The organism is Paenibacillus sp. J2R1T-4, from assembly GCF_059692235.1.
Map to the genome: position 1 here is coordinate 81,914 of NZ_JCAUBA010000014.1, position 15,536 is coordinate 97,449.

The window sequence follows — 15,536 nt, forward strand, 5'->3', positions numbered from 1 at the left end:
CGTCAGCGCGCACCAGCAGCACATGCGGGCGGCTAACCAGAGCTTCTTGAGCCGCATTCTTCTTCTTTTTATCATAATACAGAAGGATGGCAGCAGCAACAAGGGTATTTTAAGCAATCACACGGGAGAATTAGCGGAGGATAGTCACATAGCGCACTTAGAGATAGCACCGATGCTGGGCAAACCTATAAAAAATACCTGGCCTTAGGCCAGGTATTCCCTGTTTATTTAGTCGAAGGATATTTCAACCCTTTATACGACCGCGCGAACGCGAGTCCGTCATATCCAGCATAATCAGCCGGTATATCGCTCAATGTTACCACATTTCCTCCACGCTCTTCGGAGAGCTTTGCGGCGATGGCGGCCAGCTCTGCCTCCACAAGCTGCTCCATAGGAAGCGGCTCTGGGGCTTCGCCTGCCAGATAAGGCAGGACGGCCTCAAGCAGCGCTTTGTATAATTTGCTGTTATCCGCTTGGATGTAATCAATACGCTTTTGGGTTACGAGATTGGCATAGAAAGGCAAATATCCGCTCGTCTTCCCGACACTGATCACCCCGCGTCTCCCGTCCGTCCATTGCAGTTCTACTTGTCGCTGACCTCCAGCCGAACCTAGATGACGGACTTGACTAATGCCAGGCCCCATAAGTCCGTGCAGCATGGAGTAGGCATGAATTCCGTAGTTGAATTCATCCACGGCACAGCCGACCATGCCGTATATCCAATCCTCTTGCGGGATTTCTTGTTCGCGCCAAGCCCGCACCTCTTCACACACTCGCAATGAGGACCCGCCAGTAATGATTGCCCCGGCCTTGGCCCATTGAACGAACTGCTGCAGGTCTCGCGCATTCCCGGCAATCGGCTTGTCAATAAAAACCGCTTTACCCGCCTCTACGAACGGTCTGGCCCGTTCTACATGCAGATCCCAGTCGCAGCTGTGGATGAGAACTGCATCCACCCGATCCGCTACCTGCTCGAGGGATTCCGATACGGTAGCAATCCCATTATCTTGAGCGAATTTCTCTGCATAACCGGCTGGATTAATAACCCCCCCGTCATATACAGTCGTTACCTCATGCCCTAGTTCACGCAGAATTGGAATAAAGCTGCCGGGATGAGACGTGTCCAAATCAACTAGACCGATGCGTATTGCTTTCATTGTGAATGACCTCCAGTAAGTACGGATGCGTAATGTCCTGCAATTTCGAGCGCGCCCCCAGCGGTGTCATAAAAGCTGCCATTCAAACGGTACATGCCCTGCGCTGAGTCAATCCATTCAGCGCCTACGCGCGGATGCCAACTTTTCATCTGCTCCCAATTGCGATAATTCTGATGGCCGTTCGTCTCGATAACCCCCACCTTCAGCTCTGGCAGTATGGGAAGTCGGGCTGCGAGATTCTTATTCCAATCCGCCAGAACTGGATTAGCGGTCAAGTCAGCGCAAAAGCAAGGAATATTCTTTTCACGGGCCAGCTTAGCTATCTTCAGGCTTATGCTCATCGTTTTGGCCACTGGCTTAAGCGCTAATGCGCCATAGCCAAGTTCGATGCGCTCCAATGCGTCGGACTCGTCGTGAATACTCTCATCTGCCGCAAGTCGAACAGGAATGGAATGGACATCGATTTTCTGTTCCTCTGGAAAAGGCTCTTCGAATAGAACAACCTGCTCCAATGCGCCGATACGATCCGCATGCTCCAGCAAACGGAGTAAGCGATCCTTACTGTCATATCTACCGTTTGCGTCTAAGTAATAAGCAATTTTGCCGTTAACTGTATTTACCGTCTCGTAACGGGAAGCGATCTCGTGAATTTGCGACAGCCTCCGGCAATCCCAAGCAAGCATTTTATCTTGATTGCCGTCTTGATCCGGGTCCGATCCAACCTTGATTTTCAGTAGAAAATAACCTTCATCCAACACTTGCGTAATAGCTTCTGCTGACATTCCGTACGGAATCAGCGGGATACTCGCAAGCTCAGATTGCGGTTCAGCGAAGGCAGTTCGATAGAAGTCAGGAACAAGCTCCTCGAAGCGAAGCCCCTTGCCTCTGCTGTATAATGCCCAAGCAGCTTGATCGACCGTAACGAGAGCATTAAGCGCAAAGGTGCTTCTCAGCGCGGGCAGATTCATCGATTCGACCCCGTAATGGTATGCTTCCGGCAAGATCGCATCAAGCAGCTCGAACGGAGATTCATATTGATTGCCTTCCATTCGACTCAGCGCATACCGGGTTATGTTAGCCATCATCTCATTGCCGGCTGCTTCCCCATACCGGACAAACACATGCGCATCCGACCAAAGCACACTCTGTACCCCTGCGCCCATCCCGACACCGCCATTCTCATCCCCAAGCATCGTGATGGACTGCCACAGCTCCGATAAATAAGCTCCCTTGAAGCCGAAGGGTGACAGCAACGGCTCCTTAATAATGGCATGTTTCGTCTGTGCGATTCGGATCATAAGCTTATCTTCTCCGATGACGTTGCAACAGAGTTCTCTACAAGAGACTTGATTGGTTCCGGTTTGCCGCTTCGCAGTGATTCGAATGCCTGAAGAATCATGAGAGTCGCATACAGCCCGTCAATGTGATCAATCGGTGCAGGTGTGTCTTCATGCAAGCAACGATAAAACGCTTTGTTCTCCTCCAGAAATCCGGATTCCGTTCCTTGGAAAATTTGAGGCTCTTTCCCGGCTTCAACATAAGTAAGCGTCGTTAAACGATCATTGAGCGTAATCGATTTGTTCTCGGCGAACAACTGCATGAAGAATTTACTTGTCACTGGAGGACAGTTGCAATCCCCCTGAACCAGACTCCCGGCTACTCCATTGTCGAAGCGGAACACAGCAACCAAGTTATCAACAACACCAGAAGGTTGATAATAATTACCACCGGCGGCATACACCTCTACCGGCTCGCCTCCAGAGACGAATCGCAATACATCAGCGGAATGGCAACCCTGACTAAGCACGTTGCCGCCTCCTTTGACTGGATCATTCGGCCAAATGGAGTCCCCCCAGCGGTTGTCCATCATTTGCATCGTTACCATAACAGGCTGCGGGATAAGCTCCTTCGCTTTCCAGAGCAGCTCGTAATATCTCATCTTAAAAGCCGTGAACAGCTTTTTACCGCTGCGGGTAACCGCTTCACCAATTCGGGTACAATCCTCCACCGACATCGCTAGCGGCTTCTCCACCAGAACGTGCTTGCCGGCATCAAGTGCACGGATACAATACTCAGCGTGCGTGTCATGCTGGGTCGTTACATAAATCGCATCCAGCTCCGGATCCTGAAAGAAGCGATCGGTATCGCTTGTTGCGTATGCTCCGCCGAACTCCTCCAGCATCGCTTGCGCACTCTTCTCGAATACGTCGCAATAGGCGACAAGCTCCATCCCTTCTACCTCTGCAATACATTTCGCGTGAATTTTACCCAGATTACCGCAGCCGATTAAACCAACTTTAACTGTACGTGACATATGATAATTCCCCTCCAAATGGGTTACAACGGAATCTGATGTATATGTTGAACGAATTCCGTATGTTAACCTTAAATTGATGTATATCTTGATGTATATTTGCTTTCTTTCATCTTACAGATGTATTCATTTTGTTGTCAACAGTTAATTTTTTAGCCCCATTTAATGAGTTCCTACTTACATATACACCAGACTGCTATACATTTCTAAGTCCATCCATTATGATAATAGCTATACTCTCCTCAAGAAAGGGTGCTCCCTGCTTTATGAACAAAACTGGTAAACCAAGTCGCAAATCTTTCGAGTCCCGGCTTCGCGGTATGGTAGACCGCTTGCGTTCCGATATTTGTGAGGGCCGCCTGGCACCCGGCGAATACTTGCCCTCTGAGAAAACACTAACCGAGCAGTACAGCTTAAGTAATAAATCCGTTCGAAAGGGACTCGATATACTTGTCGAGGAACAGCTCATTGTCAAAATCGACCGTGTCGGCAGCCGTGTGTCTGACCCTATACCTGGAAGCAAATCCACAATTACACTTGGTTTCAGCTTCACTATTGAACGGGATATTTGCTTGTCCGCTCTGCTGAACGACTTTCACTCCATATATCCTGACAAACGCGTCAAGACTGTTCATGTGAAAACAGCTGCTGATTATGCAGATAACATGAAAGAATATATGGATCACGCACAAATAGATGTATTTACAATTAACAACACGGACTTCGAAGGCATTATGGACTATGACCGCCTAAATTTGCTTGAAACGCTGCCTGCCGATTCGAATTTATATCATTTTGCCGAATATGCGTTTGAACACAATCAGACCCTTTATGCCAGACCCCTCATCTTCTCGCCGATCGTGCTTGCTTATAACCGAGCGCACTTTCGCGAGGCTGCCATCCCTGAACCCGACAGCAGCTGGAAGTGGGAAGATTGCCTTCGATATGCGGCAGCATTGACAAGTGCCGGGAGGCAGCATGGTCTGTATTTTTACTTATTATCAGACAATCGATGGCCTGCCTTTCTCCTGCAAAGCGGGATGAAGTTCGAACCGGAGGAAGATGGCTCATTCCAGTTAGCAGGCACTCGTATGTTGGAATGTATCCGCCTATGCAAACGGATTATATCCGATCCAACGATCTATCCAAGCTACTTGTCGGAGAACAGCGATGACGTAACAGAGCTATTCATGCAGGGCAAAGTATCTATGATCATGACCAATTATATGACGATAAATGACTTCAAGGCTGCGGATCTCGAATTTGACATCTCGCCCTTACCCTATCTGTATGAACCGCGGTCTCTATTGAACGTAATCGGCGTTGCGATATACAAAGACTCGAGGAACAAGGAAGCGGCCCGGCTCTTGGCCGACTATCTGATCTCTCCGCGTGCGCAGCAAATTATCCGTGAGCGAACATTGAGCCTGCCCGCGCGAAGAGAAGCAGCGGAAACACGGCTAGAGTCGCTCAGCGGCATGAACCGCCCTTCCCGCCACACCTTATTCCGAGAAATTATGTCCTCGTACAAGCTTCACCGGGAATTGAATCTATCGAGCGCTTCCTTTGTCGGACTGAGGCAATTGCTCAAGAAATATTGGTCCGGCTTGATCGATGATGATGAATTATGCAAGCAGGTGAATGAGTTGTTTCTCCGGTTGGAGCAGGGGTGAAATTAGCACCACTTCGCTTGCCGGGCTCCATGGATTAAGCTATGGGGCATACGAACAGAAAGACATGCCGTTGTTAATGGCATGTCTTTCTCTATGATTACCTCAGCAGCTCCTCTGCGTCGCGCAGCAAATAATCGGCCGCCTCTTGAAGAATATGCTTCCCGCTCTGGGCCTTTACTTGTTGAATAAACGGCTGCAAATTACCCTCTTTCAATTTTACCAACAGACTGCTTACAATCCCGTCATTATCAATCCAACCCTTAGCCGCAAAGCTTTCGACTAATCGAAATAACGATTCCTGGGCTGGAGCCGTGTGGAACATAATGCTATTGCTCTTAGTATTCCCGGCAAGATCGCTTGAGGTGACGGTTACGGTGTGCGATCCAAGCGGAAGCTTATACAGCTGGATGGCGGCATCTTGTTGTACCTCCTGTCCGTCCAAGCTGACAATAATCGTTGCTGGATCAATACCCGAACCGCTGTCCGTGACGGAAATGCCTAAAGATAGCTCGTCCGCAGTATAGTATGTTGCTTCTGCTGGGATATCGATTGTAATGTCGGGGTCAGACGTATCCAGCTTGAAGTTCATACTCTTCATCGACTCTGTGTTGCCGGCCGCGTCGGTTGATTTGTACAGCAGCGTATAAGCGCCATCCAGTTCGAATCGGAGCGGTACGGTATATGGTGACCACTTGGCACCGGAATCTGTGCTGTAGACTGTCTCTACGACGCTAGCTCCCTTATCCGTTGCGCTCAATGCTACTGTTACCGGGCCTGTATACCAACCGTTATTTCCGTCCGGACTCACGGGATCCACCGCTGTTGTTGTCGTTGGCGGCTCGTTGTCCAATCCTGGCGGCGTGTATTTCCACAAATCCGAGCTGTCGGAGAAATAAAAGTTGCCATATGCGTCACGGTTCAAGTAATTGCCGCGGTTCCCGTCGAGAACAACAAACTCGTTCGTCTCCGGCTTCATCATGAAAAACAGGCCGCGTGAAGTTCCATACATGTTCCCGTCCGTGCCAGGATGAAGAAACGCCCAAGCCCATGTCGTAGTGTTGGCACCGTAGCGGCGCAACTTGGCGACTTTGTAATCGAACTGACGGGTAGCCGGATTAAATTTAAAGATGAAATCCTCAGCTACTCCCCAGATCATACCGTCTGGTCCGACAGACAGCCCCGTCACACCTTTGCGCCCGATAGCCGGTGTCGTCTCATATACTTTCTGTTTGGTGACTGGATCGAAGATGAACAACTTTGCATTCGTCTCAGTTGGACCGCTTGTGCCGAGGCCTCCATAAACGGTCGTGCCCGCATAAACCAATCCATCCTTATAGGTTAAAGAAATGATACTTTGATTCGGAACGATATTCTTATATACGTCCACTTTTTTCGTGGCAAAATCGTAGATCGAGAGCGCTCCCTGTAGTGAAGTTGTGTTCGCAACCGTGCCGACTGCCAATTGGTCACTCACCGGGTCATATGCCATCGCAAACGGGCGATCCTGCTCGTGGTCACGCAGAGCGAACAGCTGGCGCGGATTACTCTCCGAGTATGGCAGACTAGGATCGTATTCCAATATGCGCGATCCCGCATAAGCGCCCAATATCAGCTTACCGTTGCGGACCACCGACGCTTCAATCTGCCCTAGAGAATTCGTCTCGGATACCGCCCCGCTTACAGGGTCATACGAGGCAAATCCGGACATATAGCCAGCGACATACATCTTATCGTCCGGGCCGGCATGAATGCTTTGAATGAGAATCGGGGAGCCGGCATAGTTAGCTGGCGTAACTTCCGTACGGCCGGTAGACAAATTATAATACATGACATGGCCAAAGGAGCCCATTCCCACAAACGTCATCCCGGGCCACTCTGGGCTGCCTAGATCGACAAATTTCCCATCTTGAAAGTTTATGGTGGATTCGATTTCCTTTAACAGGGATGAGGATTGAGTCGCAGAATCGTAGACATACAGCTGTCCGCCTAAGGTAAACACGACTTTTCCCGGCTGACCAGGGATGGAGGCAACTTGGCCGGAATGTATATCCATTCCATCTGGATCGTAATAATCGATCGTATCATCAGGTCGAACGACGAGCAGATCACCGTTGGAAAACTTCACAAACAGCCGATCTTCAGCAAAATCCATACCATAAGGAAAAGCGACCGTGTCGCCGCCTCCCGGAATCATGGTGCCCAGCAGCTCCTTGCGTGTTCCATCCGGACTGATCTTGTAGATCCGGCTCTTCGATCCGCCAGCACCTGCATACAGCACATCTCGAGCGGCATCGTAGGCCAGTGACCTTACATATTTCTGCTCCGGGTCTACAGCGCCGAGATCGATAATTTTCTCGAGCGCTGGATCGAATTCATACAGTCTCCCTCCCGGATACGTACCGGCGAACATTTTCCCGTCCGGTCCGGCTGTCATCGAGAAGACATGTGTTTCAGTGCCGAAGCGGCCCATATACTCGAAATTCAGACTCCCCGGAGTATAACGGTATAAGCCCCCATCATAATGTGTGCCGATGTATACTCGGCCATCAGTCGCCGCCTTTACGCCCCATGCCGATTCGACACCGGGAAGCGGGTAAGTACGGAGCACATTCCGAGTTAACGCGTCGATGACCGCGAACACGGTTGGCACCGCATCACGCCCCTTGAATACAGAATAAATAACGGGTTTACCGTCCTCTACTGCCACTTCGGAGTCTGCGTTGATCATTCCTTGCACAACGCCGCCGATTCGCTCGTACGTACCCATTTCAATTTCTTGAATTTGTACATCGTCCGCGTAACCGCGAGTAATTCCTGCTCCAGAAGAATAGAGTAATACCGTCGCCGATACAGCATCAGCCGGAATGACAGAGGAAGTCCCATTCTTAGCCCACTCCCCGTTCGTTGGGGTTAGCCAGTTAACGGATTCACCAATTTTGGTCCCGGCCGCGTTGAAAAAGCGCAAATAAAGACCCATGGAACCGTTCTCAACCTTCATCATAGCAGTGAGAGAATAGCTGACTCCAGGCACAACCGGGAAAGGATCGCTTTCTAATCCGAGCGCCCGAACCGAATTCCGGTCATCCAACAGCAGACTGTAACCGCCTTCATAACTCGAAGCAGCAGATACTTCATAAGTCACATCGCTGTATCCCATGCCAAACGTTTGTTTCCAACCCGGAATAGCCTTCCCGGAAACAGGTTCTTCAAAACCAGAATTGTGAATCGTGATTGGAGGCGACTCTGCATACACGCCGACAGGCAGCAGTGTAAAGCTTAAACAGATAGCAGCTAGAACACTTATCATACGATGAATTAATGGATAAATAGCGATCATCTCCTCTTATTGTGATTTACATCTGACTCACCGTTATTGTAGTAGAGAGGGAAACATCTGTCAATAATTAGGGGGGTTAATGAAACCGACATTTGAGAAGGAACCAAAAATCATAAATGCGGTTAAGAAAAAGGGCCGCTTCTCCGAGCAGCGAATACAAATTCGCGAACGGTGAAGCAGCCCTTGATTTTTGGATTATATTTGGCTTGTGACTTAAGGTAAATTCACAACGGATACGGTCGTTAACGCAACCACGCTGCCCGCCGGAGCATCTACTGCTACCGTACCGGCCGTGCCCGAGTTGACGGTTCCGGCGCTTGTTACTTTGCCGCTTCCGTCTCCGTTCCAGAGCAGCACCTTGAACTCGGTGTTGGCAGGCAAGCTGCCTATGTGGAATGAAGCGGCAGCTCCGTCTCGGCTAAGCGCCAATACGGTCCATTCGCCATCTGGGCTGCGGAACGGTGTGATCAGCTTAGCGCCGGCATCGCCGTTGTAACCGAGCACTTGCCAGCCCTGACCTGTCGTGTTCGCCAGCAACCACTGCATGTAGTAGGCTGGCCGGAGCGGCCAGCGGTCTTCGCCTGGCGCCGGATTGAACAAATACCCGATCAAGGAGTGATCCTGGTAGCTGAAATCATATTGCGCCCGGTAAGCGTCCCACTTAGCCAGGCCGACGAAGCCCAGATTCACAGCCTGAAGGTCGAACCAGGCTTGTTCGAATGCTGCGATGTTCGTCTCGTTAATCGCTGTGACCAGATCCTCATACTTACCTGCAAGGGTAGCGGTCAAGGCACCGCGCCGATAAGGGTTGACGTCCATAATCGGTGTCTTGTCCTCATAGACCTTGTGACCCCGAACTCCGTACTCCGTAATTGACAATGGCTTGCGTTTCTCCGGAGCGATATTGTTGTAAATGGCCATAATATCGGTGAATCTCTTCTGCATGTAGGCCGTATCCCAATAATTCCAGTAAATGTGTACGGACCAACCGTCCAGCACATCACCCATATGATCCGCCATGTACGTAAACCAGGTCAGTTGATTGTTGAAGACCAAGTCACCGCCCACGAACTGAATGCTGTCCCGGATTCCTGCATCAACTAAATATTGATCGAGCAAACGATAGTACTGCTCGTACAGCTCCGGCTTGATCCATGTCGTATTCACTTCGTTCTGGATCGTAATTTGCTGGACTGCCGTCAAGCCCCGGGTTGTAACGAGATCAATCAGCGTATCTGCGAATTGCCGCATGTTCTCCTGCATGAGTAGCGCCTGCTTAGCCGGATCGTCTCCGGGCGCACGTTCCATGAACCACCAGGTCACATTGACGATTGCGCCTGCTTGGTGAGCGAGCTCCACTGTCTTGTTGAAGGATTCCATCCGATTCTCGTTGCCCGGGTCGAAATTAACCGGCGATAGGAATATTCGGGTCAAGCCTGGCTTCAGCGCCTTTACTTTAGCCTCGACGTTCGCAAGCTCCTTTGGCGGTTCGTTGCCAGTGAAGCCTCTAGCCGGGTCGTTAAGCGCCGTATACAGGTGCATGTTCAATTGGGTGCCGTAACCCATGAATTCCGGGACGACCACTTGATTGGCATTCACGGCGAACTCCGTTACGGCTGTCTCCGCCTCAAGCTTCACATTTTTACCTGACTGGTCGATCCGGACATCGATGGATACGGTATACCCCAAAGCTGTGTTATCCAACAAGATCGCCAGTTTCCCGCCCGGTGACGGCAAGTTTGTCTCGTTACGGGTATACAAATGTTTACCCTCATCATCATACACTTTAAGCTGCACCTTCTCGACCGATTCCGGAGCGCTATCCCCGGCTCGTGTTGGAGAAACATTCAAATAAAGACTCGTCCCAACATCTTCTTGCAGAGCATAAGCAGATAAAGCGTAATCCTCATCATCCTTCATGGTGTTTTGGGCAAAAGCAGCGACAGGCAATAGCAGGAACATCAGAATCAGGGTTACTACAACAGCTGCGATTCCTTTTCTAATTGAGCGCTTCATCAAATTCCTCCTTTGAAAAGTGATTGGATGCGTGTTATATGCCTGTTCGTGCTGAAAGTATCCGCCATCAAGCGTACCAAATCTACTTTAGGATCAATATGGATATATGTGTACAACTATTTCATTTTCTGCTACTGCCGGCTATTCTGAACACGTCGGTTGTTTGCTCTCTTTATCCAAATAAACAAAAAACTAGCGACGCTGAGGTTCAGGTCGCTAGTTTTTGGCTTCTATTAGTTATCTCTTGGACTTCACCCAATCAACGAGGTTTTCGACGACCGTATCTAGAAATTTAATAGTGGGTTCATGGGTGAAATTTCCCTCTTGATCGAACTTTTCATGGACGGCCCCTACATATACTTCATTCCCGGGCATGATGGGTGACGAAACGCCGCTCGAGAACAAAATGTCTCGCAAGTGTTGTTGGGCACGGACTGTTCCTAACCCACCCATCGTAGCTCCAATGATCCACGATGGCTTTCCGATCATAACCTTGTCAACGCGGGATAACCAATCGATCGCATTTTTCAGCACGCCTGGTATGGAGTAATTGTATTCTGGAGTTACCCATAGGACAACATCCGCAGCTTTTACGTTTTGTTTGAATTCCCTTACGGCTGCAGGAGCATCATTCTCGTTATCTTGATCGTAATGCGGAAGGTCCCGGATATTTAAGATCTCGAGATCAAAGCGCTCGTTATACCGGCTTTGAATAAATTTTGCGAGCTTTAAGTTATAGGACTCCTTACGTAGACTACCTACTATTGCAACTATTTTCATGATGTTTCCCTCCAAGCGTTTGTGTTTTATACTTACCTGGTGTGCTTGATTCCATTCCTAACCAACAATTTAATTACTTTTCATAACTTACTATATATTAATTATTATCATAAGTAAAATTCCCTTGTTAGGATAGCAGCTCAGAAGAAAAGATACAAATGACATATTCAGTTCATCAAATACCAATGGTTGTTGACAGCCATACATATTACACTGACGACAGATACAATCCTGAAAGACTAAAAAGATCGAACAGGTGTTTCAAGCCTGTTCGATCTTTTACACTTCGAATGGACTACTTCCTTTCCAACCCAATCCCGACTTTGCCGTCTTGAACGCTCACCTTGTACGTTTTCACCCAGATCTTGTCGCTGAATAAAGATTTGCCAGTTCGAATATCGAATTCCCAACCATGCCATGGGCAGCGGATAATTTCGCCGCCCTTACCGTACTTGTATTCATAGACGTCTGATGGAAGCGTAGTCCCGGATACTAGGCCCGCACACATCGGTGCCCCCTGGTGAGGGCAATAATTGTTTAAGGCGTAATAGTCGTCATTGATCCTATAGATGCCGATGCTCTTTCCCTCGACCGTGACGACCGCATGTCCGCCTTCGGGAACATCATCCACATCCAGCACGTAATGTACCGTCATAAGGTCCTCCATGAATTAAAGGTTATACAAGCTTTTGGCATTTTCGTAAAAGATTTTACGCTTCGCCTCCGGCTTTAATCTCCGCAGAATCATACCGGGCGAATCGAAGTCCCAGTGCGGATAGTCACTTGAATACAGGAGCATATTCTCAGCATCGATCATATTGAACAAATCGATCAGATGCTGCGGATTGTCCGGTTCCTCTATGGGCTGCGTAGAGAGGTAGCAATGCTCTCGAATGTACTGGCTGGGCAGCTTTTTCAGCCAAGGCACGGTGGAGCGGAGCGCCTTATAGTTTTTATCCAGCCGCCACATCAGATGCGGCAGCCAGGCAATGCCGCCCTCAGTCAGCACCACTTTCAAACGCGGGAATTTCTCGAATACGCCCTCGCATACCATGCTGACTAGATGAGCCATGAACATTTGTGACAAGCAGGTGTGCCACTCGATGTAACGGGACGGATACCCGGCCGCGGTAGGGGCCGTCGAGCCGCCCCCTCCCTCCGCACCCGGATGAAGCGCCACGGGTAGACCGTTTCGCTCCGCTGCCTCATAGATCGGATGATACATGCGCTGACCGAGCGGCGCACGAGCGGCACTGGAGATCATCACTTCGACGATGTCCGGATGGCCGCCGACGCGGTCGATCTCACGCGCGGCCAGATGCGGATCCTGTGTGGCGACGGCCATGGCGCCCTTGAACGCTTTATGCTTGCCAAGCCACTCGGCGATCAAATAGTCGTTATACGCCGAGCAGATCACAGCTGCGTAATCCGGGTCGTGCGTCGTCGAGATGTTGTACACAACCCCGGTCAATACGCAGTATTCCACATTGTGGTCCTCGAGAAGTTGTTTGATCATCAGGTCTGGGTCCGTTCCGGCTTTGCCGCCGCCGGCCGGAATGGAGTCCTTCTTAAACACTCCCACTGGCGAATAGTACCCGGAGCCGGCATACCCGATTCCAGACGCCGCTACGCGTGAGCGCCACGGCTCGGCCAGATACGGCAGCAAGGCGGCATCACTTTGTTCATTATGAACATCCACATCAATGACCTTGAAATCTTCGGCCATACGAATCCCCTCTTCCAGAGTTAGATTGCTATTGCCTCATTGCTGCACGAATGGATTACTTCTTGCCATATGTGCGAGTATAGGCAGTATTGTACATATTGAGCAGTTCGTCAGAGCCGAGTTTCTTGGCCTGGTCAATAAATTCTTCATACGTCTTGTCGTTGATCGGCGTCTTGCCCGACACGAATTCGGTCAGCTTCTGCTCCAGGAATTTGTTCAGGTTGCTCAGCTTCGACTTCTCCAGCTCCAGCTCTTCACTCGTTTTCACGATCTGCTTCGGTGCCGGAATGATGAACGACTCGTATCGCTTGTTGATGTCCTTGCCCTTGTCGCTTAAGCTTCGCTCCCACACCTCGCGGGATTTCGCATTGTCGAGGGTGAGCATGTCGTACCATACGCCCCAGTCCTTGCGCAGAACCGTGAAGGGCGAAGCACCGAAATCCTTGTTGTAGACAGGCTTGCCGTTTTCCTTCGTATACGTTTTACCCTCGATGCCGAGCGATAAGTAGTTGGAGCCTTCTTCGCTTAATAGGTAGTCCAGGAACTGAACCGCCTGGTCCTTGTCTTTCACCTTAGCCGAAATTGCACGACCTGCAGCGCCGACAACCGGACGGGAGAATTGGTAGTTCTTGATGCCCGAAGCCGCGAACTGAGGAATCGCATCGAGCGTGTAATCCGCTATGCCCGCTTTACGTCCTTTGTCCATCAGAGTCTCTAAGTCCGCTTTCCAGAAATACGTTACGAGCGATTTGCCTCTCAGAATCCGCTCTTCCCACTGAGCTTGCGTAATCATCGAGAATTCGGGATCCAACAGTTTTTCGTTAAACAATTTATTCAGGAAAATAAGCGAGTCCTTATAGCCCTTATGGTAAGGAGCAAACGCGTATTTGTCGTTGGACGGATCGATATTGAAGAAACCGTGAATGCCGGTGAAGGCTCTGCCGAATGTCGTAAACAAACCGGTATCCCCGACAATAGCGTTATTGATGAGCGGATACGTATCCGGCTGTTTTTCTTTGAGTGTTTTCAGATACTGGTAAAATTCATCCAAGTTAGTGGGCGCCTTCAATGCGTACTTATCCATAATGTCCTTGCGTGTATACCAGATGAAGTTGAAGCCTTTCCCTTCGGCGTCGCCCTCAATAACGGGCACCGTGTAGATCCCGCCGTCCAAGCCGGTCGCGACCGCTTTGGCCTCCGGGTATTTGTCGTAGAACGCCTTCAGATTCGGCGCCTTGTCCAAGTAGTCCTTCAAATTCAAGAACACTTTGTCCGGACCGTGCTGTCTGCCTTCTAAAGTATCGACCTGGATGAAATCCGTCACCGAATTGGTCGCGATCATAATTTGCTTCTTTTCCTTCAACCCTTCCTGACTGACCACTTGGAAATCTGCCTTCACGCCGGTCTTGGCTTCGATTTCCTTGAAGATATCCCAATCCTGGCGCACTTTTCCTTCCGGACGGTCATAGGCTAGCCACGTGAATGTGATCGGCTTCTTAGACTCTTCCGGTTTCTTCGTTTCCCCGGCCTTGGGCGCTTCACTGGTGTTGCTTGAGCAGCCCGCAGCGATCACCCCGCCGAGCATAATAGTAGTCAGTGCCAATGCGATCCTTCTTTTGTTCATTCGTTTCCCTCCTAATTTGGGTTAAAATTAAGTTATATAGCGTTAGATTCCAGAGAATCTAGAACTATCCTTTGATACCGCCGATCATCGTTCCCTGCACGAAGTATTTCTGGATGAACGGATATACGCAAAGGATTGGAAGCGTAGCGATGATGATGATGGCGTACTTCATCGTCTGGAGCAGGCTCAGATCGCCTTCTGCCTGGATCGTACTGCCGGCCACCAGTATGTTCCGAAGCATAATCTGCAGCGGATACATAGAGCGCTCATTCAAGTAAATAAGAGCGTCGAAGAATGCGTTCCACTGGTTCACGGCCGTGAACAACCCAATGGTCGCCAATACCGGCATCGATAGTGGAAGTACGATACGCAGCAGCACTTGCAGCGAGGAGCAGCCGTCGATCGTCGCCGCATCCTCCAATTCCTCCGGCAGTGCTTCGAAGAACGTCCGCATGATGAACAAGTACCATGTACTGATCAGAGAAGGCAGGACAATGGCCCAAATCGAGTTCAAGATCCCCAGCTTCTGCACGACCAGAAATGTCGGAATCATACCTCCGCTGAACAGCAGTGTGAATGCGGCCATAATTAGAATGATTCTGCGTCCAGGGAGCCATTTCTTCGCCAACGGATAAGCCATGGCCGAGGTCGCGATCAAAGTAAGCACCACATGGACCAGCGTATAGCGGATCGTATTCCAGTAGCTGACCCATAGATCCGGATTAGCCAACAGCTGCTTATAGGCAATAAGCGTGATCCCCTTCGGCAATAGGAGCACTGACCCGCTCGACACAAGGGCGTTATCGCTAATCGAAGCGCTGAACACATAGACCAACGGGAACACCATTACGATGATCAGAACAATCATGAACACATAGTTGAAAGTATCGAATAGCCTGGAGGCCATCG

Annotated in this window: 11 protein-coding genes; 1 reads left to right on the forward strand and 10 read right to left on the reverse strand. The window is 50.0% G+C overall.

Annotated features, from left to right (window positions below; all coding sequences use genetic code 11):
* Positions 1 to 224: 224 nt before the first annotated feature.
* Genes AC58QD_RS21825 through AC58QD_RS21835 form a run of 3 tightly spaced genes read right to left on the reverse strand, consistent with a single transcriptional unit; the run spans position 225 to position 3,471 of the window.
* Positions 225 to 1,157: a Gfo/Idh/MocA family protein gene (locus AC58QD_RS21825; RefSeq protein ID WP_497337124.1), complete on the reverse strand. Its 933-nt coding sequence runs from the start codon at positions 1,155 to 1,157 to the stop codon at positions 225 to 227.
* On the reverse strand, positions 1,154 to 2,455 hold the full coding sequence (locus AC58QD_RS21830; RefSeq protein ID WP_497337125.1) for an enolase C-terminal domain-like protein: 1,302 nt from the start codon (positions 2,453 to 2,455) through the stop codon (positions 1,154 to 1,156). Before AC58QD_RS21830 ends, AC58QD_RS21825 begins: the two co-directional genes overlap by 4 nt.
* Positions 2,452 to 3,471 carry a Gfo/Idh/MocA family protein gene (locus AC58QD_RS21835; RefSeq protein ID WP_497337126.1) on the reverse strand — a complete coding sequence of 340 codons (1,020 nt, stop codon included), beginning with the start codon at positions 3,469 to 3,471 and terminating at the stop codon, positions 2,452 to 2,454. Before AC58QD_RS21835 ends, AC58QD_RS21830 begins: the two co-directional genes overlap by 4 nt.
* A 266-nt stretch (positions 3,472 to 3,737) precedes the next feature.
* Here AC58QD_RS21835 and AC58QD_RS21840 point away from each other — a divergent pair, with 266 nt between their 5' ends.
* The gene (locus AC58QD_RS21840) at positions 3,738 to 5,144 is read left to right on the forward strand and encodes an ABC transporter substrate-binding protein (protein WP_497337127.1); all 1,407 of its coding nucleotides are present in this window, start codon (positions 3,738 to 3,740) and stop codon (positions 5,142 to 5,144) included.
* A 97-nt stretch (positions 5,145 to 5,241) separates the two neighbouring features.
* Here the strand turns inward: AC58QD_RS21840 and AC58QD_RS21845 are convergent, their stop codons facing one another.
* From AC58QD_RS21845 to AC58QD_RS21875, 7 genes are all read right to left on the reverse strand, one after another.
* Positions 5,242 to 8,481, reverse strand: a complete 3,240-nt coding sequence (locus tag AC58QD_RS21845) for an OmpL47-type beta-barrel domain-containing protein (RefSeq protein ID WP_497337128.1) — start codon at positions 8,479 to 8,481, stop codon at positions 5,242 to 5,244.
* A 213-nt stretch (positions 8,482 to 8,694) separates the two neighbouring features.
* The gene (locus AC58QD_RS21850) at positions 8,695 to 10,497 is read right to left on the reverse strand and encodes a hypothetical protein (RefSeq protein WP_497337129.1); all 1,803 of its coding nucleotides are present in this window, start codon (positions 10,495 to 10,497) and stop codon (positions 8,695 to 8,697) included.
* Positions 10,498 to 10,734: 237 nt separating this feature from the next.
* Complete coding sequence (locus tag AC58QD_RS21855; RefSeq protein WP_497337130.1) at positions 10,735 to 11,277, reverse strand: NADPH-dependent FMN reductase; 543 nt, start codon at positions 11,275 to 11,277, stop codon at positions 10,735 to 10,737.
* Between the two features lie 295 nt (positions 11,278 to 11,572).
* A complete protein-coding gene (locus tag AC58QD_RS21860) occupies positions 11,573 to 11,932 on the reverse strand; it encodes a Rieske (2Fe-2S) protein (protein ID WP_497337131.1) in 360 nt (119 codons plus the stop codon).
* A gap of 15 nt (positions 11,933 to 11,947) precedes the next feature.
* Positions 11,948 to 13,003 (reverse strand): amidohydrolase family protein, encoded by a 1,056-nt coding sequence (locus AC58QD_RS21865; protein WP_497337132.1) that lies wholly within the window; start codon positions 13,001 to 13,003, stop codon positions 11,948 to 11,950.
* A 55-nt stretch (positions 13,004 to 13,058) separates the two neighbouring features.
* The gene (locus AC58QD_RS21870) at positions 13,059 to 14,627 is read right to left on the reverse strand and encodes an extracellular solute-binding protein (protein ID WP_497337133.1); all 1,569 of its coding nucleotides are present in this window, start codon (positions 14,625 to 14,627) and stop codon (positions 13,059 to 13,061) included.
* A gap of 64 nt (positions 14,628 to 14,691) precedes the next feature.
* Positions 14,692 to 15,534, reverse strand: coding sequence for a carbohydrate ABC transporter permease (locus AC58QD_RS21875; protein ID WP_497337220.1), 843 nt, complete (start codon positions 15,532 to 15,534; stop codon positions 14,692 to 14,694).
* Positions 15,535 to 15,536: the final 2 nt, after the last annotated feature.